Origin of the sequence: Plantibacter sp. CFBP 8798, assembly GCF_014841195.1 — a bacterium.
Classification (GTDB): Bacteria; Actinomycetota; Actinomycetes; order Actinomycetales; family Microbacteriaceae; genus Plantibacter; species Plantibacter auratus.
Map to the genome: position 1 here is coordinate 384,591 of NZ_JACYTS010000004.1, position 22,630 is coordinate 407,220.

Genomic DNA, 22,630 nt, shown 5'->3' on the forward strand with positions numbered 1-22,630 from the left:
GAGCCCGCCGTCCGTCGACCCGGAGGGTGGAGGAGGGCGCGTGAGGCAGCTGCGGGGCCGGACCGGCGCGTCTCCCCTCCTCGGAGCGGTTCCGCGCACGCAGCCCGACATCCAGTTGCTCCGCGCGATCGCCGTCCTGTCCGTCGTGGTCTTCCACCTGTCGTCGACGCTCTTGCCCGGCGGGTACGTCGGCGTCGACGTGTTCTTCGTCGTCAGCGGATATCTGATCACGAGCCACCTCGCACGCCAGGCCGACGAGACGGGCCGCGTCGACCTCCCGGCGTTCTGGGCCCGCAGGATCCGGCGACTCCTGCCGGCCGCCCTGCTCGTCCTCGCCGTCACCGCCGTGCTCATCTGGCGGCTGGCCCCGCCGAGCGCCTGGACGCAGTTCTTCACCGAGACCGTGGCGAGCGCGACCTCTTGGGAGAACTGGTTCCTGGCCGGGAGCTCCGTGGACTATCTCGCACAGGGCAGCGCCGCGTCACCGGTCCAGCACTTCTGGTCGCTCTCCGTCGAAGAGCAGTTCTACCTCGGCTGGCCACTCGTCGTCCTGCTGTGCGTGTGGCTCACCCGGCGTCGACCGTCGGACCTCCGCCGCACCCTCGGTGTTGCGCTCGGGATCATCGGGGCCACCTCACTCCTGTGCTCGATCCTGTACACGGCGGCGGACCCGGCTCCGGCGTACTTCGCCACGCCGACCCGTGCCTGGGAGTTCGCGGCCGGCGGTCTGCTCGCGCTCCTCGGGCCGGTCGTGGTCGTGCACCGCACCCGGTGGCGAACGGTCTCCGGCGTCCTCGGCGTCGTCCTCCTGGCGGTCGCCCTGGTCGCCTTCACCGAGCGGACGGCGTTCCCCGGGATCGCCGCCGCCCTCCCGGTCCTCGGGACGCTCCTCGTGATCGTCGGTGGGTCGTCGACCCACCGATGGTCCGTGACGACCCTTGCGCGCACACGTGCGTCGCTCCTCCTCGGCGATCTCTCCTATTCGCTGTACCTGTGGCACTGGCCGCTCATCGTGGTCGCGCCGTGGGTGCTCGGCGTGCCCATCGCGCTCGACGACCCGCTCGGGTGGGCTGTCGCTACGGCACTCCTGGTCATCGCCGTGGTCCTCGCCGCGCTGACGAAACGGTTCGTCGAGGACCCTGTCCGACGAACCCCCGTCCTCGCGCACGCACGCTCCGCACGGACCGTCCTGCTGGCGGGCGTGGCGACCGCACTCGTGCTCTGCATCCCGACGGCGGGGTTGCTGACCGTCGCTACCGAGCAACGCACCCTCGCGAGCACCGTGGACGCCTACGTCGCGGACGGCGAGCCGTGTTTCGGTGCCGATGCGGCCATGTCGGGCTGCATCAATCCGGCGTTGGCGGACGAACTCCTGCCGCCGCTGTCGGTGCGGACCGAGGACACCGGCGACACCTTCCGGTGTTCCGCGGCGGCCGACGCACCGGACTTCCCCGGCTGCACATTCGGTTCCGAGCGCCCGGACGCCACGCGGGTCGCGCTCACCGGGAACTCGCACGCCACGATGCTCATCCCCGGACTCGTCGACCAGCTCGAGGCACGCAACTGGCGACTCGACGTGTACGTCGGCAAGGGCTGCGAGTGGCGGGCACCGGCACCCGACGACTCGGCGGCCTGTGACGCCCGGCGGACGCTCATGCAGGAGGCGTTCACGGGTGAGCAGCCGTACGACATCATCCTGGTGACTTCCAAGAGTCCGGACGAGACCTCGGTGGCCGAACAGTCTGCGATCCGCAGCGCGACGCTCGCGGCGTGGAGACCGGTGCTCGAGCAAGGGACGTCGATCGTGGTGCTGCGGGACAATCCCCGCGTGCCGACCGAGGCCGCGGCGTGCGTCGACCGCACGAGCGCCGCCGAGCTCATCGCGGGGGCGTGCGCCTTCCCCGTGGCCGAGGCGTACCCGACGTTCGACCTGAACACCGCCACGGCGGCGATGACCGACGGCGCCGTGCCGGTCGTGGATCTCGGCGAGCTGTACTGCGCCGCCGGGACCTGTCCGCTCGCCGTCGGGAACGTGCTCGTCTATCGCGATCTGCACCACATCACGGCCACCTGGTCGCGGACCCTGGGCCCGTTCCTCGTCGACCGGATCCGAGCCGCCACCTCCCGAGGGTGACCAGTCCCCGATCGGGTGGAGTGCCAGCGCGGTGCGCTGACGCGAGCGTGTCGAACCCGGCGTCGGCGCGGTGCGCTGACGCGAGCGCGGCGGAACCGGCACGACCGCGGGGCACACGCGTGAGCGCGCCCCTCCGGAGACCCGCGCTCGCGTCCCCGACCCGCGGTGACGTCAGCGCACCGCGCCGGCGACCACCCAGGAGAGCTCGAGCGCGGGAACGGTCAGGCGGAGGTGGGCTCGTACTGCCGGCGGTCGCCGACGACGCCCGCGAAACGGAACGGCGCACCGGTCTCGCGAGGGCGGTCGGAGTCGTGGACGTCGGCCGACGCAGCGTCCTCGAGGAGCTGCAGGTAGCGGGCGTCGTCGACGACCGTCCGCGCATCGAGCTGGGCACGGTTCGCGTCGCTCCGCAGAGCCGAGCGGTAGCCCGGACGCACGATGCCGCTGAAGCACTCCGCGACCGCACCCGAGCCGTAGCTGAGAAACGCGATGCGCCGACCGGTGAGGTCGTCGTCGCCGTCGAGCAGCGCGAGCAGCGCGAGGTACACGGAGGCCGTGTAGCTGTTCCCGATCCGGCGGTTGTACCCGGTCGTCGGCTCGATCTGTGCGTCCAACTCCTCCTGGGTGCGCTCGGAGCCGAGCGACTTGGCCAGGTGCCGGTGCGCCTTGATCGCCATCTTCGTGAACGGCTGGTGGTAGCAGAAGTGGTCGACCTCGGAGAAGTCCGCGCCGCCGCGTGACCGGTAGTCCGCCCAGGCCCCCTCGATGGCGTCCTGGTAGGCGGAGATGGACAGCTTGCCGTCGACGATCGCCGTCGCGCTGTGGTTCGGGCGCCAGAAGTCCATGACGTCCTGCGTGTAGACGCCGGTCGCGGTCTCGAGCTCGAGGATTGCCGGATCGGCGGCAACGAGCATGGCGACGGCCCCGGCGCCCTGCGTCGGCTCGGCGTTGGAGTGCAGTTCGTACCGCGCGATGTCGCTCGCGATCACGAGCACGGTCTCCTCGGGGTTCCGCGCGACGAGCGCAGCCGCGAACTGCAGCGCCGCGGTGGCCGAGTAGCAGGCTTGCTTGAGCTCGACCACGCGGACCGCCTGCGGCAGGCCGAGCAGCCGGTGCACGTAGACGCCCGCGGACTTCGACTGGTCGATGCCGGACTCGGTGGCGAACAGGACGGTCCGCAGGCGGTCGCTGCCGTGCCGTTCGATGATTGGTGCGGCAGCGGCGGCCGCCATCGTGACGATGTCCTCGTCGGCGGCCGGGACGCTCATCTCGCTCTGGCCGAGACCGATGTAGTACTTGGCGGGTTCGACACCGAAGCGCCCGGCGAGCTCGGCGAGATCGATGCGGTTCGCCCCGGTCGCGAAGGCGATGTCGTCGATGCCGACGGCGGGGCTGCTGGTCTGGTTGGTGTTCACGTGCGGGGTGCTCCGTTCGAGCGTCGACGATGCACCGGTCCCCCGGTGCGGTGGGAGGGTCAGGCGGGCGCGCCGGCTGCGGTCTGCGCGCTGCGTTCGAGCTTCAGATGGGCGGCCATGAGCTCGCCGGGGTTGGTCTGCGCGGCGAGGAGTGACAGCTCGCCACACCAGACCGCGGCGGCGCACAGGACGGCGAGTCGCCGGGCGTTGGCGCCGGGTTCACGATCCTCGCGGCACCCGAGGCGGGTGAGGTTCTCCTCGACGAAGCCGAGCCCCTTGCCGTTGCCGACCGTGCCGACGATGAGGTTCGGCAGGGTGCAGGAGAAGTACAGGTCGCCGTCGTGCACCTCGGCGTGTGTGACGCCCTGCGAGCCCTCGACGATGTTCGCCGCGTCCTGGCCGGTCGCCAGGTAGAACGCGAGCAGCATGTTGGCGTAGTGGGCGTTCGCGCTGCGCAGGCCGCCGGCGAGGATCGTCCCGACGAGGTTCTTGCGCACGTTCAGCTGCACGATCTGCTCGGGCGTCGTGTGCAGGAACCGCTCGACGATCGCCCGCGGGATCGTCATCTCGGTGACGACGTTCTTGCCGCGACCCAGGATGCCGTTGACCGCGGTCGCTTTCTTGTCGGAGCAGAAGTTGCCGGAGATCGAGCCGTAGCGGAGCATCGGCCAACGCTCCATGATGTACGGCATGAGACGGTCCGCCGCGAGCGTGACCATGTTGTGGCCGGACGCGTCACCGGTGCGGAACTCGAGGCGCAGGAAGAGCAGGTTGCCGGCGATCTGCGAGTTGATCTCGATGAGTTCGGCGAAGTGACTCGACTGGGCGACGACGGCCTGCAGCTCGGGCAGGCTGCGCTCGATCTCGCGGAGTGCCTGCAGGGCGTCGCCGGCCGAGTCGACCTCGAACAGGACGGAGCGGCTCATCCGCTCGTCGACGAGCGTCGCGCGGATGCCGCCGGGGACCATGGAGGAGATGCGGGCGCCCCGACGGACCGACGGCCAGAGCGGGCTCTCATAGGTCGCGAGCGGGACCTCCTGCTCGCCCTCCATGACGTTGCCGCTCAGATGGAGCGGGCCGATCCACTTGAGTGGGACCGGTGCGACGCCGTCGGGTTCGTTGCTCATGCGTGGGGTTCCGTTCCGCCCCGGAGGACGTCGTGCTGCTCGGCGAAGGCACGAGCGTAGGTGGATCTGATGGATTCGACCGCGTCGTCGTCGGTGCGGCTGATCTCCGACGGTCCCCACGGGCTGTGGGCGGCGTCGATGAGTCCGGTCGGCGGGTGCACCGTGAGCGGGAGCCGCTCGATGCCGTGGGCCGACCAGTCGTCCTCGAGGGCGGCGGTGGAGACGGACTGCCCGATGAATGCGATGCCGCAGTCGCCACCACCGGCACCGGAGGACTTGGCCGCCCCGCCGAGGCGCTCGGCGGCGTCGCAGAGTTGCGCGAGCGCGGCGGTCTCGATGTCGACACCGGCGTCGCGTCCGAGACCGGCGAGCGTCGCGCGCGCGGAGCGGACGGCGCCGAGCACGAGGGCCGGGTCCTCGTCGTTCAAGCCGATCGTGAGAGCGTCGACGGCGGCGCGACTGGCCGCGAGGAACGAGGTGTAGTGGGCGGTCTCCGCCCACTTGCGGGACTGCAGTTCGTCGACGAGACGCGTGGTCGAGGCGGGCTCGCCGGTCCAGCCGACGAGGAGCCGGAGCGAGGTCGGCGGCGACAGGCGCTCGAGCCCCAGCTCGGCCCAGGGGTCGCGGAGGGCGGCGAGCACCCCTTCTCGGTGGCGCACCTCCCGCAGCCGGGCCCGATCGGGTGAGGTGTAGCGGAGCCAGCCGCCGAACATGCTCGCCGCGAGGTCGCCCCCGGAGGCTGCCGGCGCGACGTCGATGGTGGCGAGGATCGCGAGCTTGAGCATCTGCGTGCGGGTGAGGTCGAGCTGGTAGAACTCGTCGAGGGCGCGGATGGTGGCGGTCGTCACGGCCGCGCTCGAGCCGAGGCCGAACTTCCGGCCGCTCGCGTCGTCGAGCTCGCTCGTGATGGACAGCGCGGAGAACCGCTGCGCGACGCCGAGCTCGGCGACGAGGGTCTCCATCGTGCTCACGGCGGAGAGGACGTGGTCGAGCGGGCGTTCCTCGTGCTCGACGACGACCCCGTTGCGGTTGCGACGCCAGATGATGGGCGCTCGGCCGTACTGGTCGGAGAAGATGCGGCCCTCGTGCTCGCTCGCCTCGAGTCGGACGGTGACGCACCGGTCGACCGCGACGAGGATGGAGGGGTGCCCTGGTTCGACGACGGCGTACTCGCCGGCCACGAAGAGCTTGCCGGGCGCCTTGATCTCGATCATCGCGCTCCTTCCGTTGTCTGCTCGCCCGCCGATCCGCCGGGCTCCGAGGTGATGAGCCTCGCGCCCCGTCCAGCTCTGGCGGGGATGACGCCGATGTCGGGCTGCGCCTCGAGGATCCGAGTCGCGAGCTCGTCGACCGCGTCGGCTCGACACAGGATCTTCACGTTCGGGCCGGCGTCCATCGTCGCATAGCATTCGAGGCCGTCGCCTCTGAGGTTTGCGACGAGATCGAGCAGTTCCACGCTCGCCGGTCCCCAATACCTGACCGGCGGCTCGGCGCCGAGCATCGTGGCGTGCATCCGCATCGCGTTCCGCTCGGCGATCGTGCCCACCGCGGTGAAGTCGGCGCGGGTGATCGCGGCGAGCATCTCCTCGAGTTCGACGGGGGTGCGTTCGACCCAGGCGGGGTAGTACGGGGAGGTGTCGACCGTGCGCCGCATGCCGTCGCGACTGGAGACCGACTTGGCCCGGGCATCGAGGACGGTGAGGACCATGCCGAGCTCGAGCCCGGAGGCCGGCACCCCCTCGGCGAAGGAACTCTCGTCGTCATGACCGGCATGCCAAACCGCGAGCCCGTCGAAGATCGAGCGGGAGGCCGAGCCCGAGCCGCGGCGCGCGAGCCGGGAGAGGGCGCGGCGGTCGAGGTCGAGTCCGAACGCGGTCGATGCGGCGAGCGCCAGCGCAGCGAAGCCCGAAGCCGAGGAGGCGAGGCCGGCGCCCGTGGGGATCTCGTTGTGGGAGTCGACGGCGACGCGCTCGTCCCGGCCTGCGAGCGCGCGCACGAGGTCGATGAAGCGCGTGACGCGGGAGCGGGCGGTGCCCTCGAGGGGTCGTCCACCGAGGAGCACGACGTCGTCGTGTGCGTCGGTCAGTCGCACCGTCGTCGTCGTGGGCGCTGCGTCGAGGGTCAGTGAGAGGCTTCCGGTCCACGGGAGGATGAGCGCCTCGTCCCGCTTGCCCCAGTACTTGACGAGGGCGATGTTGGGGTTGGCGAGCGCGGTCGCACTGCCCTCCTCCGAGGCGGTCGTCGCGAGCTGTTGCGGGGTCAGGGTCACGCGTAGTCCTCCGCGTCGATCGTCCAGGTGCCGAGTGCTCCGGCCTCGAGCAGGGCTTGCGAGATGCGTCGGGCTGACGCGGGGTCTGCGGCGAGGGTGATGATGCATCCGCCCTGCCCGCCGCCCGTGAGCTTCGCGCCGAGGGCGCCGTTTCCCGCGGCGACCGCGATGAGCGCGGTGATGGCGGGGTGGCCGGCGCCGAGTTCGTCGAGGACGACCTGCGCCGCGTCCATGCGGGTCCCGAGGTCGTCGCGGCGGTCCGCGGCGAGGTCGGCGACGCCCGCCACGGTCCCGCGTTCGAGCTCGGCCAGGAGCGCGCGACCACGCTCGGGGTGCAGCTCGACGAAGGCGCGGACGTCGGCGACCGCCTTCCGGGTCGACCCGCGCGCACCGGTGTCGGCCACGACGAAGCTGCCGCCGAAGCGGATCGGCGGATGCTCGACGCGGCCGGCGGTGAAGAGGATGGGTGTCGAGGAGCTCGTGGCCCGGGCGTCGAGACCGCTGGGCGTCCCGTGGGCGACGCGTTCGCCGCGCTGCACGAGCTCGAACCGGTCGGCGTCGTCGAGCGCCACGCCGTGCAGGTCGGCGACTGCGTCGACGATCGCGTTGGCGGCCGCGGCACTCGAACCGAGGCCTCTGCCGATCGGGAGCGTCCCGCGGACGACGACCTCGACACCGGCCGGTGCCGCACCGACGTGCGCGAGGGTCTCGAGGACGGTGGTCCCGAGCGGATCGGAGGCGTCGAGCGGGCCGAGCGAGATCTCGGTGTCGAGCACCGAGGCTCCGTCGATGCGTCGGGCGGTCGCCTCGACCCGGAGCGACGGGATGGGCAGGGCGACGGCTGGAGACCCGTACACGACGGCGTGCTCGCCCAGCAGGATCGCCTTGGCGTGCGCGAAGCCGCGACCGGTCGCAGCCGTGTGCTCTGTCGTCATCTCACCATTCTGGTCCGAAAAACATGCAGCTGGCTGCACATCGGTCGTCCGGTCGCGATCCGATCCACCACGGGGCCGGCTCGTGAGCCGTCCCGCAGCGCATCCGGGCGCTGCACGATGGGCCGTCGACGGGAGCTGCCGGAGCGCTCACGGCGTGTCCCATGCGTACCGGAAACACCCAGCCTACGCCGAACGGCCCGGTTCGGCTCGTTACGGTTGAGTGGGCGGGACGGCCCGGTTAGTATCGGAACACCTCCATTCATGCAGACGACGGCCGCCGCACCCAGCGCCCGCGTCGACACGGACCCTCCCTCCAGCGACGTAGATCCGGTCCCGTCATCTCACCGTCTCCGGGCCGTCCAGCGCCCGCATTCCGAGGGGTACCCCGTCGTGATCTCGTCTTCCGTTCCACCGCGCCCGCGCCCGCGCACCGCCGCACCATCGCCCCTGCCAGACCTCGTCGATCGCCAGACCGACAAGAGCGACTGCGGCGTCGGCTTCATCACCCGCAAGGACGGCGTGCAGAGCCACGACGTCATCGCACTCGGCGACACCGCCCTGTGCGCCATCCCCCACCGCGGCGGCATGTCCTCCGAGGGCGTCGGCGACGGAGCGGGCGTGCAGATCGACCTCTCGGTCGACTTCTTCAGCTCCCTCGTCGGCAAGCCGCTCGTCGCCGGGCGGTTCGGCGTCGCGAACGTCTTCCTCCCGGTCGACCACGGTCGGATCGGCGACGCCGAGGCGCTCATCGAACGCTCGCTCGGCGAGGCCGGCTTCACCGTGCTGCTCGCCCGTGCCGTGCCGACGGTCGACGCCGTCCTGCGCCCGAAGGCCGTGCAGTACCAACTGCCGATCCGGCAGTGGATCTTCGAGCCCTCGGACGACGCCTCCACGGAGGACCTCGACCAGCGCGCACACGCAGCCCTGCTCGCGATCGAGGCGACCGCCTACACGGACCTCACCCTCGACGGCCTGTACCCGCTGTCGCTCAGCACGCGCACCCAGGTCCTCAAGGGACGCCTCAACTCCGGCGAGGTCATCCCCTACTTCGCCGACCTGGCCGACCCCCTGCACCGGGTCAGGACCCTCGCCTTCCACACCCGGTTCTCGACGAACACCGCTCCCCACCCGTCGATGGCGCAACCCTTCCGCCTCATGGCGCACAACGGCGAGCTCAACACCGACCGCAAGAACCGTCTGTCCGAGACGGCGCTGGCTGCATCGCGAGGCCGGAAGATCATCCGGGCCAGGGGCCAATCGGACAGCTCGCGCCTCGACCAGACGCTGCACAGCCGCGTGGTCGAGGACGGACTCGAACTGCTCGAGGCGGTCGTGTCCGTCATGCCCCCGGCCTGGGAGAACGATCGCACCCTGAGCCGCGAGGTTCGGGCGATGCTCGAGTACTTCTCGCTCGTCGAGGAGAAGAACGACGGCCCGGCCGCGCTCATCTTCAACGACGGCACGACCGTCGGCGCCCGGCTCGACCGGCTCGGCCTGCGCCCGCTGCGCAGCGTCGAGACGGCCGACTACCTCTGCGTCACGTCCGAAGCCGGGCAGCTGCCGTTCCCGGACGACGAGGTGGTCCACCGCGGTCGCATCGAGGCCGGCGGCATGCTCGCCTACGACCACCGCACGGGCACGCGCCTCCGCACGGGCGAGGCGCTCGAGCTCCTCGCGGCGCGCAAGGACTACCCGGCGATGCTCGCCGCATCGGCCACCGACCTCGATGCGCTCGAGGACCGGGGCGTCCCGGTGTCGGCACCGACGGCCTCGGCGGACGACGCGTTCGCCTACCGCGGTGGGCTGAGCCAGGTGCAGCGTTACGTCGCGTACTCCCTCAACCAGGAGAGCTTCCGGTTCATGACGGACCCGATGCTCGCCTCGGGCAAGGAGCGGATCTCGGCGATGGGCTACGGCAACGCCATCAACGCCCTGTCCGACCAGGAGGGCGGCCTGGCGAAGTACTTCTCCCAGCGCTTCGCCCAGGTGACCAACCCGCCGCTCGACAGCATCCGTGAGGCGGACGGCATGACCCTCCGGGTCGCACTCGGCCCGAAGCCCGGCAGCGGCACGGTCGGCACGAAGCAGCTCGTCCTCCGCTCCCCCATCATCAGCGAGGACGAACTGCGGTGCCTCAGCGCTCAGCACGAGTCACCGGCCGCGTGGTTCGACATCCTCTACCGGCCCGAGGTGGACGCGCAGGCGAACGCCGACGCGATCGAGGCCGCCGTGGAGCGCGTGGCCGCAGCGGTCGCCGGGTTCGCCGCAGAGAACGGCGGCATCGCGATCCTCAGCGACCGCGGCGTCCACGCGGAGGGTGCCGCCCTGCCGCTCCTCCTCGTCGTGGCGGCCGTCAACCAGCGACTCATCGACGACGGCCTCCGGCTCCGCGTGTCGCTCGTGGTCGACAGCGGCCAGCTGCCGTCCTCGCACCACGTCGCCTCCGCCCTCGGCTTCGGTGCGTCGGCGGTCCACCCGCTCGCGGTCCGCCTCCGCGCCGAGCAGCAGCACCCCGACGAGGTGGAAGCAGCGTTCCGCCGGTTCGCCTACGCCGCCGAGAAGTCGCTCCTGAAGACCATGGGCCGGGTCGGCCTCTGCACCGTCGAGAGCTACATCGGCGGCGAGTTCTTCGAGCCGAACTACCTCGACACGAGCGACCCCGTGCTCGCGCGCGCCTTCCCGCACCTCCGCGCCCCCGTCGGCGGCGTCGGCTTCGCCGGGATCGCCCGGACGGCGAGCGCCTGGCACCAGCGCGCCCTGACGACGTCGAGCGACGCGGACGTCCCGCTCCTCGGCCTGTTCAAGGAACGCGCCGAGGGCGCCGGCCACTCCTACGGGACGACCGCGGTCCGCGGCTTCGTCGACCTCACCGAGGAGCCCGTGCAGCTGCCGCGAGCGGACACCGCGGCCGTCGACCGCGACGGCGGCACGCTCGGCAACGACCCGCTGCGCCTCCACACCATCGGGAACCTGGAGGACGCGTTCGGGATCGACGACGACGCCTACCAGCACACCTCCTTCGACGCCCTCGACGACGACGAGATCGACGCCTTCACCATCACGCCCGGCTACCGCTCCTTCGTCCAGTCGATGACGACCGAGCGGCGCCGTCGCCCGGCGGCCCTCCGCGACGTGCTCGTGCTGCCGGAGGACATCACCCGGCTGACCACCCCGGAGGAGTTCGCGCGCGAGCTCGACCGGCTCGGCCCCGTCGGCAACTCCTCGATCGTCGTCCGCGGCCTGCGTGTGACGCGGACCGAGCAGGGGCGGCACCGGCTGCAGCTCACGGGACCGCTCGCGGGCGACCTCACACGGGTCTCGGCGCTCGGCGAGTACTACGTCCACCGTTTCGGCGGCGAGGTGACGGGGCACTGGATCTCCGGTGGCGACCTCATCGTGGAGGCGACGGGGTCCGCCGACGACTACTTCTCGATGCTCGTCGAGGGTGCCGAGAGCATCTCGACCGACCTCGTCCAGCCGGCGAGCGAGATCACCCGATCCCTCGCGTCCGGGGCGATGAGCCACGGCGCCCTCGTGGCGACCGCGCACGAGGCGGTCGCGCACGGCACCAACATGGTCGGCGGGATGTCGAACAGTGGCGAGGGCGGCGAACACCTGTCCCGCTACGGCACCATCCGCGGCTCGCGCATCAAGCAGTTCGCCTCCGGGCGCTTCGGTGTCTGGGCCGGTTACCTCGCCGACCCGATGCTGCAGGAGCTCGAGATCAAGATCGGCCAGGGTGCCAAGCCCGGCGAGGGCGGTCAGCTCCCGGCTCCCAAGGTGACGGTGGACATCGCCGCCGCCCGAGGTGGCACGCCCGGCATCGAGCTCGTCTCGCCGCCGCCGCACCACGACACCTACTCGATCGAGGACCTCGCGCAGCTCATCCACGACTGCAAGGCCGCACGGGTCCGCGTCGTCGTCAAGCTCGTCTCCTCCGAGGGCATCGGCACGATCGCCGTCGGCGTCGCTAAGGCCGGTGCCGACGTCATCAACGTGGCCGGCAACACCGGTGGGACCGGCGCAGCCGCCGTGACAAGCCTCAAGTACGCCGGACGCAGCGCCGAGATCGGCATCGCCGAGGTCCACCAGGCCCTCAGCGCGAACGGTCTGCGATCGAAGGTCACCCTGCGCTGCTCCGGCGCGCACCAGACCGGTCGCGACGTCGTCATCTCCGCCCTGCTCGGCGGCGACAGCTTCGAGTTCGGGACCACTGCGCTCATGATGCTCAAGTGCGTCATGGCGAAGAACTGCAACGTGAAGTGCCCGGCTGGTCTCACGACCAACCCGGAGACCTTCGACGGCGACCCGCGTGCGCTGGCGCAGTACCTCCTGAACATCGCGCACGACGTCCGCGAGCGGCTCGCCATCCTCGGCCTCCGCTCGCTTCGCGAAGCCCGCGGTCGCACCGACCTCCTCCACCTCGTCGACCACCCGGCGGCCGTCGCGGACCTCGACCTGCGTGCCATGCTCGCGGTCGTCCCCGAGGTCGTCGTCACCGACCCGGTGTACCTGGAGAAGGACTTCACGCTCGACGACGCCCTCATCGAGCGGGTACGGGCAGGACTCTTCGACGACGGCCGGACGACGCTCGACCTGGGCGCCGAGGACGCCGACGGCGGGATCCGACTCGGCAACCGCTGGCGTTCCGTGGGCGGGCAGCTCGCGATCGACCTCGAGCGCATCCTCAACCACGAGCTCGACGACGACCAGGCGGCGGCGATCCCCTCCGTCGTCACCGACGACCGCGGCCACCGTTCGCTCGCCGCCGACACCGTGACCATCCGCACCGAGCACTCCGCGGGGCAGTCGTACGCGGCGTTCTGCGTCGACGGCCTGCACTGGCGACACACCGGCACCTGCAACGACGGCGTCGGGAAGAGCGCATCCGGCGGCACCATCGCGATCCTCTCCCCCGGCGGCGGCAGCTCGGAGGACGGCGGCAACGTCCTCATCGGCAACTTCGCGCTCTTCGGGGCGACCGGTGGCCGCACCTTCGTCCAGGGCGAGGCCGGCGACCGCTTCGCCGTCCGCAACTCGGGCGCCACGGCGGTCGTCGAGGGCGTCGGCGACTACGCCTGCGAGTACATGACCAACGGCGCCGTGTTGAACCTCGGCGGCTTCGGGATCGGCTTCGGCAACGGGATGAGCGGTGGCTTCGTCTACCAGTACGACCCGCGGGGCGACCTGCCGAGCAAGGTCAGCGCGGACTCCCTCCTCCTCGGATCGATCACCGAGGGCGAGCAGGCGGCGTTCCACGAGGCCGCCGTGCTCCTGCTGCTGGAGTGGCACGTCGAGGCGACCGGCTCGCCGCTCGCTTCCCGGTTGCTCGCCGAGTGGGACACGGCCAGGCACCAGTTCGTGTTCGGCATGCCGCGCGCGCTGCTGCTCTATCAGGACAGCGACGCGATCCTCGCGGCCAAGAGCCGGAAGGAACTCCTCGACGAGCTCGGCGCGGCCCTCGCGGCACAGCAGCTGCGCACTTTCAAGCTCGACTACCGCGACCGCCGGCCGGTCCGCGGCGGTCGCGCCCCCGGACTCGGCGAGCCCGCGGCCGACCCGCAGGACGTCTACGCGCTCCTCACGAGTTACACGGTGCTGAAGCTCGCCCAGGAGGTCGCGATGTCCCGCACGCCCGGCGTCGACGACCCGTCGCACCCGCTCGTGCAGGCGAGTGTCCGCACGCTCATCCTCACCGAGGACTTCTTCGTCATGCAGCGGGTGCAGCGGGCGGCTCGAGAGCTGCTCGAACGGTACGACGACGAGGCGCTGGCCGCCATGATCGCCGCGAAGCGCCTCCACGACTACACGGAGGCCCTGCGCCTGCGGAACGTGCTGTCGATCGACCACCCGGGCACCACGGGGTGGATCATGCACCAGCACGCCAAGAACCGGGCCCGATCCGCAGCGACCGGTGGCACCGAAGCACTCCTTGCATCGGCCGCTCTGGCCGAACTGACCCTGGCGGGTTCCCGATGAACGCGCCCGAACTGGAGGGGACGATGACCTCGACCCAGGCCCCGGCGGCCACCAGCACACCGAGCCCGGTGCTCTTCGAGGCGCTCGCCGCGCTCGGCAGCAGCGCAGACGACCCGTTCATCCCGGCTGACGCGCCCTTCAGCCCCGAGCAGCGGGTCTGGCTCGCCGGATTCCTGGCGGGGGTCCGCTCCAGCGCGATCGATGTCACCGACGCCGGTGGCCGGACACCGCAGCTCGCCCTGCACGTGCTCGTCGGGACGCAGACGGGCACTGCGGAGGCCATCGCGGAGGATCTCGGCCGAGCCGCCTCCGGCTACGGTGTGGCGGTGACGACGATCGGACTCGACGACGTCGAGGTGGACCGGCTCCCGGCGATGGGACACGTCGTCGTCATCACCTCCACCTACGGCGAAGGTGAGATGCCCGACAACGCCGAACTGTTCTGGGAGACGCTCCAGGCGAGCACCGCACCACGCCTCGACGACCTGAAGTTCTCCGTGCTCGCGCTCGGAGACTCCGGATACGACGGGTTCTGCCAGGCGGGCAAACTCATCGACACGCGCCTGGAGCAGCTCGGCGCGGAACGCATCCTCGCCCGCGTGGACTGCGACGTCGACTACGAGGAGCCAGCCGCGGCGTGGACCACGCAGGCCCTGTCGCTCTTCGGCGCCCTCGCCCCGACGGACGCCGATGCCGCATCCGCTCCCGCGCCGGCCGCCAAACCGGCGAAGAAGCCCGGCCGCACGCGTTCACCGTGGACCCGCAAGACGCCGTACGGCGCGACCCTCGCCGTCAACCGCGTCCTCTCCGGGCCGGCCTCGTCGAAGGAGATCCGGCACTACGAGTTCGACCTTGGCGACAGCGGCATCGAGTACGCGGCGGGCGACGCCCTCGGCGTCATGCCGAGCAATGACCCGGCGCTCGTCGATGCCATCATCGCCGAACTGGATGCGACCGCGGACGAGTCGGTCGACGGCTCGACCCTGGCGGACCGGCTCACCCACGGGTTCGAAATCCGGACCCCTTCGAAGGACCTCGTGGCCGAGCTCGCCGACCGCGCGCCCGACTCGGAACTCGCCGGCATCCTGGCGCTCGCCCAGGCGGAGACGCTCGACTCCTGGCTGCGCGAACGGGACATCCTGGACCTCCTGCGCTCCACGTCCGTGCGGTTCGACGCCGAGTCGCTGCTCGACGTCCTGCGTCCCCTCCAGCACCGCGCCTACTCGATCTCGTCCAGCCCGCTGGCTGCCGACGGGCGGGTGCACCTCACCGTGGCGAGCGTCCGCTACGCCGTCGGTGACCGGGCCCACGGGGGCGTCGCGTCGACGCACCTCGCCGACCGGGTCGCCGAGGGCGGGACGAGCGGGATCTTCGTTTCGGCCAACGCCGGCTTCCGGGTGCCGTCGGACGACGATGCGCCGCTCATCATGGTCGGCCCGGGAACCGGGATCGCGCCGTTCCGCTCGTTCCTGCAAGAGCGCCGCGAGCGCGGGGCCACCGGTCGGAACTGGCTGTTCTTCGGCGACCAGCACCGGGCGCACGACTTCATCTACGAGGACGAACTGGGTGAGCTGCTCACCGGAGGGGTGCTGGACCGTCTGGACCTCGCGTTCTCCCGCGACCAGCGCGAGAAGGTGTACGTCCAGACCCGGATGCGCGAGAACGGCAAGGAGCTCTACGCCTGGCTCGAAGAGGGCGGCCACTTCGCCGTCTGCGGTGACGCCTCACGGATGGCGAAGGACGTCGACCAGGCGTTGCACGAGCTCATCGCCGAGCACGGTGGGCGTTCGACGGAGGCCGCGGCCGAGTACGTGCACGCGCTGAAGCGCGAGAAGCGCTACATCCGCGACGTGTACTGAGCCACACCTCGACCGGTCCCCGAGCACCCCACGCGGTCCCTGAGCTTGTCGAAGGGCGGTCAGGCGTTCTCGGCGCCGAGCAGCGCTGCGGCGGCACGTGCCTCGTACACGACGTCGTCGAGGTCGTCGCCAGCGACGTTGACGTGGCCGACCTTGCGCCCGGGGCGCGGGTCCTTCCCGTAGTTGTGCACCTTCGCCACCGGGTGCGCACCGAGGACCTGCGGGTAGCGGTCGTCGAGCGTCCCCTCGGCAGGCCCGCCGAGCACGTTCACCATGACGGTCCAATCGCGGTGGCAGCCCGTCGAGCCGAGGGGCAGGTCGAGGACGGCGCGCAGGTGCTGCTCGAACTGGCTCGTGACGCTGCCGTCCTGCGTCCAGTGCCCGCTGTTGTGCGGACGCATGGCGAGTTCGTTGATGAGCAGGCGGTCGTCGTCGGTCTCGAACAGTTCGACGGCCAGGACGCCCGTCACCCCGAGCGCGGTCGCGACGGTCACGGCGATCTCCTCCGCGGTGTCGGCGAGCCGGCCCGCCGAGCCGGGCGCCGGAGCGATGACCTCGCTGCACACCCCACCGAGCTGCACGGTCTCGACGACGCGCCACGGCACCACCTCGCCGGACGGGCGCCGGGCGACGAGCTGGGCGAGCTCGCGCCGGAACGACACCAGCTCCTCGACGAGCAGTGCTCCGCCGTTGGCATCCTCGGAGAGCGCCGTGAACCAGTCGTCGACCTCGTTCGGTCCGTGGACGACGCGGACGCCCTTGCCGTCGTAGCCACCACGTGGCGTCTTCACGACGCCCTTCCCGCCGTGCTCGGCGAGGAAGGCCGCAAGCTCCTCCTGATCGTGCACGCGCGCCCAGTCGGGCACCGGCAGTCCGAGCTCCGTCAGGCGTTCGCGCATGAGCAGCTTGTCCTGGGCGACGGCGAGCGCGTCCGGTCCCGGGTGCACCTGTACACCGGCGTCGACGAGTGCCCGCAGGACGTGCTGCGGCACGTGCTCGTGGTCGAAGGTGATGACGTCGACCGTTTCGGCGAAGGCGAGCACGGTGTCCGCGTCGCGGTAGTCGCCCACCTCGACGGTGGCGAGTCGGGCGGACATGCCATCCTGCTCGGCGAGCACGCGGATGTCGAGTCCGAGGTTCACGGCCGCGGGCACCATCATCCTGGCCAGCTGACCGCCGCCGATCACTCCGACGCGAATGCTCATGGGTTCACTCCAGCTCTCCGGCGACCGGCCGGCGGGTCTCGTTTCGGCAGGCGGGACGGGCGGATCCGGAGGCGGATCGGCGGGTGCCCCGACTCGAACATCGTACCGGCCGGGCGCGCCCCGCACGGGTCAGCGTCGGACCGGTGGCTGCTGCGTCGGGTTCGGTGCTGCCGGGTAGGGCGCGGCGATGCTCTGGTTCTCCGCGACGAGCTCGTGGAGGGCGTTCTGGACGAGGACCGCGCCGGGCACGTCCCTCAGGACGACCGGCACCTCGCCACCGCTCGTCACTCGGACGTTGCCGCTCCCGAAGGCGCTCTGCACCCAGCTCTTGTGCACCGTGATGCCGTAGCCGCGGGCGTGGTAGAGCTCCTGGCGCGTCCGCACGAAGAACCCGCGACGGACGATCAGTCGCCGGGTCGTGATCACGTAGCGGACGGACAGCCAGGCGATGAACGGCAGGACGCAGGCGACCAGCACGATCACCCCGCCGCCGATCAGGACGGCCCAGTTCTGCCACTCGAGGTCGAACGAGCCGAAGAAGTACGCACCGGCGCCGCTCACCGCGATGAGCAGGAGGGCGGGGAGCAGGAGCCGCCGGGCATGCGGACGCAGGCGTGCGACCACACGTTCGGTCGCCGCCGCGGGAGGAGCCGGCCTGCCCGGCCCCGTCATACCGGGATCAGCCATACTCCCATTCTTAGCAGTCGCGGGAACCCGCCGCCTGCTCCCACCCCGCCCGTCGGCGATCCCGAACATCCGTGCATCGGCCGCCCGGCTAGCATGAAGGCGTGAAACCGGCCGAGAGCACCGCACCGACGGCGCAGCACCCCGGCGTGGTCGGGTCGTTCCTCGAGGGGATCGGCATCCTCTTCGGCGGGTTCCGCCTCTGGGGCACCTCGCCGAAGCGCATGCTGCTCGGCATGGTCCCCGCCGCGATCGTGGGCGTCGTGTTCATCGCGTTGCTCGTCCTCCTCGGCGTCAATGCCGCCACGATCGTCGACTGGGCGACACCGTTCGCCGACACCTGGGACGAGCCGTACCGCTCGTCCATCCGGGTGGCCGCCGCGGTGGCGTTGGTGGCCGTCGCCGTCGTGGTGATGCTGTACGCCTACGCCGCAGCGACGCTCCTCGTCGGCGATCCCTTCTACGAGCGGATCTGGGCCGACGTCGAACGCACCCTCGGCGACGCTCCTCCGGAGTCGGGTGAGTCCGCCTGGCGCGGACTCCTCACCGGTGTCACCCGGGCACTTGGCCTGCTCCTGCTCACCATCCCGACGGCGGCCGTCCTCTTCCTCCTCGGCTTCGTCCCGGTGATCGGCCAGACGGTGGTCCCGGTGCTCGGGCTCGCCGTGAGCGGTTGGTTCCTCGCCCTCGAACTGACGGGCTACGCGTTCGACGCGAGGGGGTTGTCGTTGCGCGACCGCCGCCAGGTCCTCGCCAGGAGACGCGCCCGCACCCTGGGCTTCGGGATGACGGTCGCGGTCCTCTTCCTCGTGCCGGTCCTGTCCGTGCTGGTCATGCCGGCAGCCGTCTCCGGCGCGACGGTGCTCGCACGCCGGTCCCTCAGCGAACAGGCGGGAACGCTCAGCGCACGTGCGTGACGTCGCCGGCCGCCACCGCGACCGGCGCACCACCGTCGGTCGGTCGGACGACGAGCCGCCCGTCCGCGTCGATCCGCTCGGCCGTGCCGGTCAGGACGTCGCCGCCGGGGAGCTCCACCCGCACCGAGCTGTCCAACGTCACGCATCGCTCGGTGACCGCCGCTCGGAGCCCACTGGCCTCGGCGTCACCGGACGCGGCCAGGTAGGCGTCGTACAGGGCGCCGAACGCACGCAGGTAGCCGACGAGGACGGTGTCCGGGTCAGGATCGGCGAGCCCGGCGAGCGCGAGCGAGGTGGACCGGTCGGTCGGCAGTTCCTCGGCACGCTGACGGAGGTTGACACCGGTCCCGAGGATCACCGCGTCCCCGCTCGGCAGCAGCTCGGCGAGGATGCCGGACACCTTCCGACCGCCGATGAGCACGTCGTTCGGCCACTTCACGTCGGCGGGCACCCCGAGCTCCCGGAGCGATTCCGCGAGCGCCGCACCCGCGAGGAGCGGGAGCCAGCCGTAAGCCTGCAGCGGGAGCGGATCACCCGACGGAGTGACCGGCCGGAGCAGGACCGAGACGGCGAGTGACGTGCCGGGTGGCACCGTCCACACGCGACCGAGGCGGCCTCGTCCCCCGCGCTGGTCGTCGGTGAGGACCACCGAGCGGTCGGGCCACGCGTCGCCGCCGTCCTCGCGCACCCGTCGGGCGAGTTCGTCGTTGGTGGAGCCGGCGTGGGCGAGGATCTCGAGGCGTGGCACGAGGGCGGCGGTGAGGGGCAGATCCATGGCACAACCCTACTGAGGCCGGTCGTCGGCGCCTGCGTCGCCCGCCGGCACGCTTGGACGATGCCGACAACGGATCGGCGCGCCGCTTGTACCCGATCGTCAACGGGTCGGCCGTGGTACCACCGGGTAAGGTGAAAGCGTGACCGACGAAACCACCTCCGGCCCTGACCTGTACACGACGGCCGGGAAGCTCGCCGACCTCAAGAACCGCTATCACGAGGCCGTGACGGCGAGCGGCGAAGCCGCCATCGAGAAGCAGCACAAGAAGGGCAAGCTCACCGCGCGGGAGCGCATCGAGCAGCTGCTCGACCACGGCAGCTTCGTCGAACTCGACGAGTTCGTGCGGCACCGCACGACCGCCTTCGGCATGGACCGCTCGCGGCCGTACGGCGATGCCGTCGTCACCGGCACCGGCACCATCCACGGCCGCCAGGTCGCCGTGTACTCGCAGGACTTCACCATCTTCGGCGGTTCGCTCGGCGAGGTCGCCGGCGACAAGATCATCAAGATCATGGACCTCGCGTTGAAGACGGGCGTCCCGATCATCGGCATGCTCGACTCCGGCGGCGCGCGCATCCAGGAGGGCGTCGTCGCGCTCGGCAAGTACGGCGAGATCTTCCGACGCAACACGCAGGCCTCCGGGGTCATCCCGCAGATCTCCATCATCATGGGTCCGGCGGCCGGCGGCGCCGTCTACTCCCCCGCGCTCACCGACTTCGTCATCATGGTCGACAAGACGAGCCAGATGTTTGTCACAGGCCCCGACGTGATCAAGACCGTCACGGGCGAGGACGTCGGCATGGAGGAGCTGGGCGGCGGGTACACGCACAACACCCGCTCGGGCGTCGCCCACTACCTTGCGAGCGACGAGCCGGACGCCCTCGACTACGCCCGCACCCTCGTCGGCTTCCTGCCCGACAACAACCTGTCCGAGGCCACGGTCTTCGACGTCGAGGTGGAGCTCGAGACGACGGACGAGGACCGCCGACTCAACACCCTCATCCCCGACTCGCCGAACCAGCCCTACGACGTGAAGACCGTCATCGAGCACGTCGTCGACGACGCCGACTTCCTCGAGGTCCAGCCGCTCTTCGCCCCGAACATCGTCATCGGTTTCGCGCGCGTCGAGGGACGGTCGGTCGGCGTCATCGCCAACCAGCCCTCCCAGATGGCCGGGACGCTCAACATCGAAGCGGGCGAGAAGGCGAGTCGGTTCGTCCGGTTCTGCGACGCGTTCAGCATCCCGATCCTCACCCTGGTCGACGTCCCCGGTTACCTGCCCGGCACCGACCAGGAGTGGACCGGCGTCATCCGCCGCGGCGCGAAGCTCCTCTACGCCTACGCCGAGGCCACGGTGCCCCTGGTGACCGTCATCCTGCGGAAGGCCTACGGCGGCGCCTACATCGTCATGGGCTCGAAGCAGCTCGGGGCCGACATCAACCTCGCCTGGCCCACGGCCGAGATCGCGGTCATGGGTGGGCAGGGTGCCGTCAACATCCTGTACCGCGGCGAGATCAAGCGGGCCGAGGAGGCCGGCGAGGACGTCGCCGCCGTGCGCACGCGCCTCGCGAACGAGTACACCTACAACGTGGCGAGCCCGTTCCTGGCCGCCGAGCGCGGCGAGCTGGACGGCGTCATCGAGCCGGCGGCCACGCGGGTCTCGGTCATCAAGGCGCTCCGCGCGCTCCGGACGAAGCGTGCGAGCCTGCCCGCCAAGAAGCACGGGAACATCCCGCTGTGAGCACCGGCACCGAGCCGAGCACGACCGAGCCGTCGTCGATCGATCTCCGGATCGAGCGCGGTACCCCGACCGACGAGGAGCTCGCGGCACTCACCGCGGTGCTGAGCGTGGCGATCGCCGAACAGGCGCTGCGCGACGCCGACACCGCCCCGGCACCTCGCGTCCCGTCGACGTGGGAGCGGACGAGGCGGAACCTCCGCATGGGGATCACCGTGGGCCCAGGACACTGGCGCGCGTTCACGGGCTGAGCCGTCTCGACGGAGGACTCACGCCGGTTGCCCCTCCTGGCGCGCGGTGCTGTCCCCCATTCGTGTCCTCCATAGTGCCGACTGTTGGGGGTACCCCTGATGGAGGATCATCATTCTCGAAAGTTGCGTCTCATCGAGACCACTTCACCAGCTCCTGCTCCATCTAGGGTAAGCGGGCAGGAGTTCGGGGGCGGGTCAGAGCGGTATTCGGGTTACCGCTCTGACCCACGAACGTCACGGAGGGCCAGCATCGGGTGCTGGCCCTCCTTTCGTTCGTCCGGGACCAGGCACTTCGACAGGCTCAGTCGCCGGGAGCGGTTCGCTCGGATTCGTTCGTCCGGGACCAGGCACTTCGACAGGCTCAGTCGCCGGGAGCGGTTCGCTCGGATGCGTCCGGCTCATGCGCTCGTCGAAGGGCGCATGAGGAACCTCCCGCTCCGGTGATCCTCTCCCGGTCCGGGAGCAACCTCCTCCGGCCCCTGAGCCTGTCGAAGGGCACACGGAGAACCTCCCGCTCCGGTGATCCTCTCCCGGTCCCTGAGCAACCTTCTCCGGTCCCTGAGCTTGTCGAAGGGCACACGAGGAGACGTCCACACCCGGACCGACTGCCGACGGCATGGCCTGGGTGCACCTCTTCACCACCGCACCGATCGCCCAGGGGCTCATCGAGCGCGTCGAGGCGGCCGCGGCGGAGTCACGCTCGGCTGGCGACACCTGCACCTGCGCCCAGCTGCAGGCCGACGCCCTCGCGGCGCTCGCGCTCACCGGTGTCACGCCCGACGACGTGGCGTCGAGCCCAGTGCTCCCGCACCCCATCGAGGTCCAGGAACACATCAAGCCGACCGTGCAGATCACCGTCCCGGCGCTCAGTATGGCCGGCGTCAGCGACGCACCGGCCATGCTGGACGGGTACGGCCCCATCGACCCGGAGACCGCCGCACGCATCGCGGTGAACGCACCCAGCTTCACCCGGATCCTCGTCCAGCCAGAGACGGGTGCGGTGCTCTCCGTCGGGCGCAGCCAGTACCGGGTCCCGGCCGACCTGCAACGCGCGGTCCGCCTCCGGGACGGCACCTGTCGGGCACCAGGCTGCGGGAGACGGGCCAGGGCTTGCGATCTCGACCATTCGGTCGCGTGGGAGGACGGCGGCACCACAGATGTCGGCAACCTCGCGTGTCTCTGCCGACATCACCACCGGATGAAGCACCTCCCCGGGTGGAACCTCGACCTCGGGCCCGGCGGGGTTCTTGACTGGACGACACCCGACGGGAAACTCCATCGGATAGAACCGGACCCCGCGCCGTTCTGACCGCTGCCTGTCCCTGAGCTGCGTCGCACTGAG

General features: G+C 71.0%; 15 protein-coding genes and 1 pseudogene. 8 read left to right on the forward strand and 8 right to left on the reverse strand.

Going from position 1 to position 22,630, the window contains the following annotated elements; translation table 11 throughout:
• Positions 1-40: 40 nt before the first annotated feature.
• Positions 41-2,134 (forward strand): acyltransferase family protein, encoded by a 2,094-nt coding sequence (locus tag IFU30_RS19410; protein ID WP_192006812.1) that lies wholly within the window; start codon positions 41-43, stop codon positions 2,132-2,134.
• A 221-nt stretch (positions 2,135-2,355) separates the two neighbouring features.
• Here the strand turns inward: IFU30_RS19410 and IFU30_RS19415 are convergent, their stop codons facing one another.
• From IFU30_RS19415 to mvk, 5 genes are read right to left on the reverse strand one after another with little or no spacing between them, the layout of a single operon-like run.
• Positions 2,356-3,549 carry a hydroxymethylglutaryl-CoA synthase gene (locus IFU30_RS19415; protein ID WP_192006813.1) on the reverse strand — a complete coding sequence of 398 codons (1,194 nt, stop codon included), beginning with the start codon at positions 3,547-3,549 and terminating at the stop codon, positions 2,356-2,358.
• 59 nt (positions 3,550-3,608) lie between these two features.
• Positions 3,609-4,676, reverse strand: a complete 1,068-nt coding sequence (locus IFU30_RS19420; protein ID WP_079002857.1) for a hydroxymethylglutaryl-CoA reductase — start codon at positions 4,674-4,676, stop codon at positions 3,609-3,611.
• On the reverse strand, positions 4,673-5,890 hold the full coding sequence (locus IFU30_RS19425) for a phosphomevalonate kinase (RefSeq protein WP_071262515.1): 1,218 nt from the start codon (positions 5,888-5,890) through the stop codon (positions 4,673-4,675). Before IFU30_RS19425 ends, IFU30_RS19420 begins: the two co-directional genes overlap by 4 nt.
• Entirely contained in the window at positions 5,887-6,945 is a 1,059-nt protein-coding gene (mvaD, locus tag IFU30_RS19430) for a diphosphomevalonate decarboxylase (protein WP_342450900.1), read from the reverse strand. Before mvaD ends, IFU30_RS19425 begins: the two co-directional genes overlap by 4 nt.
• Positions 6,942-7,880, reverse strand: coding sequence for a mevalonate kinase (gene mvk, locus IFU30_RS19435; RefSeq protein WP_192006815.1), 939 nt, complete (start codon positions 7,878-7,880; stop codon positions 6,942-6,944). The genes mvaD and mvk overlap by 4 nt, the downstream gene beginning before the upstream one ends.
• 390 nt (positions 7,881-8,270) lie before the next feature.
• On the opposite strand from mvk, the gene IFU30_RS19440 reads away from it, so the two are divergent.
• Both IFU30_RS19440 and IFU30_RS19445 read left to right on the forward strand, forming a co-directional pair.
• Positions 8,271-13,859, forward strand: a complete 5,589-nt coding sequence (locus tag IFU30_RS19440; protein WP_342450901.1) for a glutamate synthase-related protein — start codon at positions 8,271-8,273, stop codon at positions 13,857-13,859.
• Positions 13,860-13,882: 23 nt separating this feature from the next.
• Positions 13,883-15,718 carry a sulfite reductase subunit alpha gene (locus IFU30_RS19445; protein WP_192006817.1) on the forward strand — a complete coding sequence of 612 codons (1,836 nt, stop codon included), beginning with the start codon at positions 13,883-13,885 and terminating at the stop codon, positions 15,716-15,718.
• A gap of 59 nt (positions 15,719-15,777) precedes the next feature.
• Here IFU30_RS19445 and IFU30_RS19450 read toward each other — a convergent pair whose 3' ends face one another.
• Positions 15,778-16,923: a 5-(carboxyamino)imidazole ribonucleotide synthase gene (locus IFU30_RS19450; RefSeq protein ID WP_192006818.1), complete on the reverse strand. Its 1,146-nt coding sequence runs from the start codon at positions 16,921-16,923 to the stop codon at positions 15,778-15,780.
• Positions 16,924-17,052: 129 nt separating this feature from the next.
• Entirely contained in the window at positions 17,053-17,610 is a 558-nt protein-coding gene (locus IFU30_RS19455) for a PH domain-containing protein (RefSeq protein WP_192006819.1), read from the reverse strand.
• A 101-nt stretch (positions 17,611-17,711) separates the two neighbouring features.
• Here IFU30_RS19455 and IFU30_RS19460 point away from each other — a divergent pair, with 101 nt between their 5' ends.
• Entirely contained in the window at positions 17,712-18,524 is an 813-nt protein-coding gene (locus tag IFU30_RS19460) for an EI24 domain-containing protein (protein ID WP_192006820.1), read from the forward strand.
• Here IFU30_RS19460 and IFU30_RS19465 read toward each other — a convergent pair.
• Positions 18,508-19,299, reverse strand: coding sequence for a biotin--[acetyl-CoA-carboxylase] ligase (locus IFU30_RS19465; protein WP_192006821.1), 792 nt, complete (start codon positions 19,297-19,299; stop codon positions 18,508-18,510). The genes IFU30_RS19460 and IFU30_RS19465 overlap by 17 nt on opposite strands.
• A 139-nt stretch (positions 19,300-19,438) precedes the next feature.
• Here IFU30_RS19465 and IFU30_RS19470 point away from each other — a divergent pair, with 139 nt between their 5' ends.
• The 4 genes and pseudogenes from IFU30_RS19470 (at position 19,439) to IFU30_RS20775 (ending at position 22,597) form a co-directional block, all read left to right on the forward strand.
• A complete protein-coding gene (locus tag IFU30_RS19470; protein WP_071262519.1) occupies positions 19,439-21,040 on the forward strand; it encodes an acyl-CoA carboxylase subunit beta in 1,602 nt (533 codons plus the stop codon).
• On the forward strand, positions 21,037-21,288 hold the full coding sequence (locus IFU30_RS19475) for an acyl-CoA carboxylase subunit epsilon (protein ID WP_192006822.1): 252 nt from the start codon (positions 21,037-21,039) through the stop codon (positions 21,286-21,288). The genes IFU30_RS19470 and IFU30_RS19475 overlap by 4 nt, the downstream gene beginning before the upstream one ends.
• 610 nt (positions 21,289-21,898) lie before the next feature.
• Positions 21,899-22,345: pseudogene (locus IFU30_RS20770) on the forward strand (DUF222 domain-containing protein); the annotation flags it as partial.
• Positions 22,331-22,597: an HNH endonuclease signature motif containing protein gene (locus tag IFU30_RS20775; RefSeq protein ID WP_274605453.1), complete on the forward strand. Its 267-nt coding sequence runs from the start codon at positions 22,331-22,333 to the stop codon at positions 22,595-22,597. The pseudogene IFU30_RS20770 and the gene IFU30_RS20775, both read left to right, overlap by 15 nt.
• Positions 22,598-22,630: the final 33 nt, after the last annotated feature.

What these genes read in the sequence shown, in the direction of transcription:
- IFU30_RS19420 (WP_079002857.1), bottom strand. Translation starts at nt 4,676, where the DNA reads ATGAGCAACGAACCCGACGGCGTCGCACCGGTCCCACTCAAGTGGATC.
- IFU30_RS19425 (WP_071262515.1), bottom strand. Translation starts at nt 5,890, where the DNA reads ATGATCGAGATCAAGGCGCCCGGCAAGCTCTTCGTGGCCGGCGAGTAC.
- mvk (WP_192006815.1), bottom strand. Translation starts at nt 7,880, where the DNA reads ATGACGACAGAGCACACGGCTGCGACCGGTCGCGGCTTCGCGCACGCC.
- IFU30_RS19445 (WP_192006817.1), top strand. Translation starts at nt 13,883, where the DNA reads ATGACCTCGACCCAGGCCCCGGCGGCCACCAGCACACCGAGCCCGGTG.
- IFU30_RS19450 (WP_192006818.1), bottom strand. Translation starts at nt 16,923, where the DNA reads ATGAGCATTCGCGTCGGAGTGATCGGCGGCGGTCAGCTGGCCAGGATG.
- IFU30_RS19455 (WP_192006819.1), bottom strand. Translation starts at nt 17,610, where the DNA reads ATGGCTGATCCCGGTATGACGGGGCCGGGCAGGCCGGCTCCTCCCGCG.
- IFU30_RS19465 (WP_192006821.1), bottom strand. Translation starts at nt 19,299, where the DNA reads ATGGATCTGCCCCTCACCGCCGCCCTCGTGCCACGCCTCGAGATCCTC.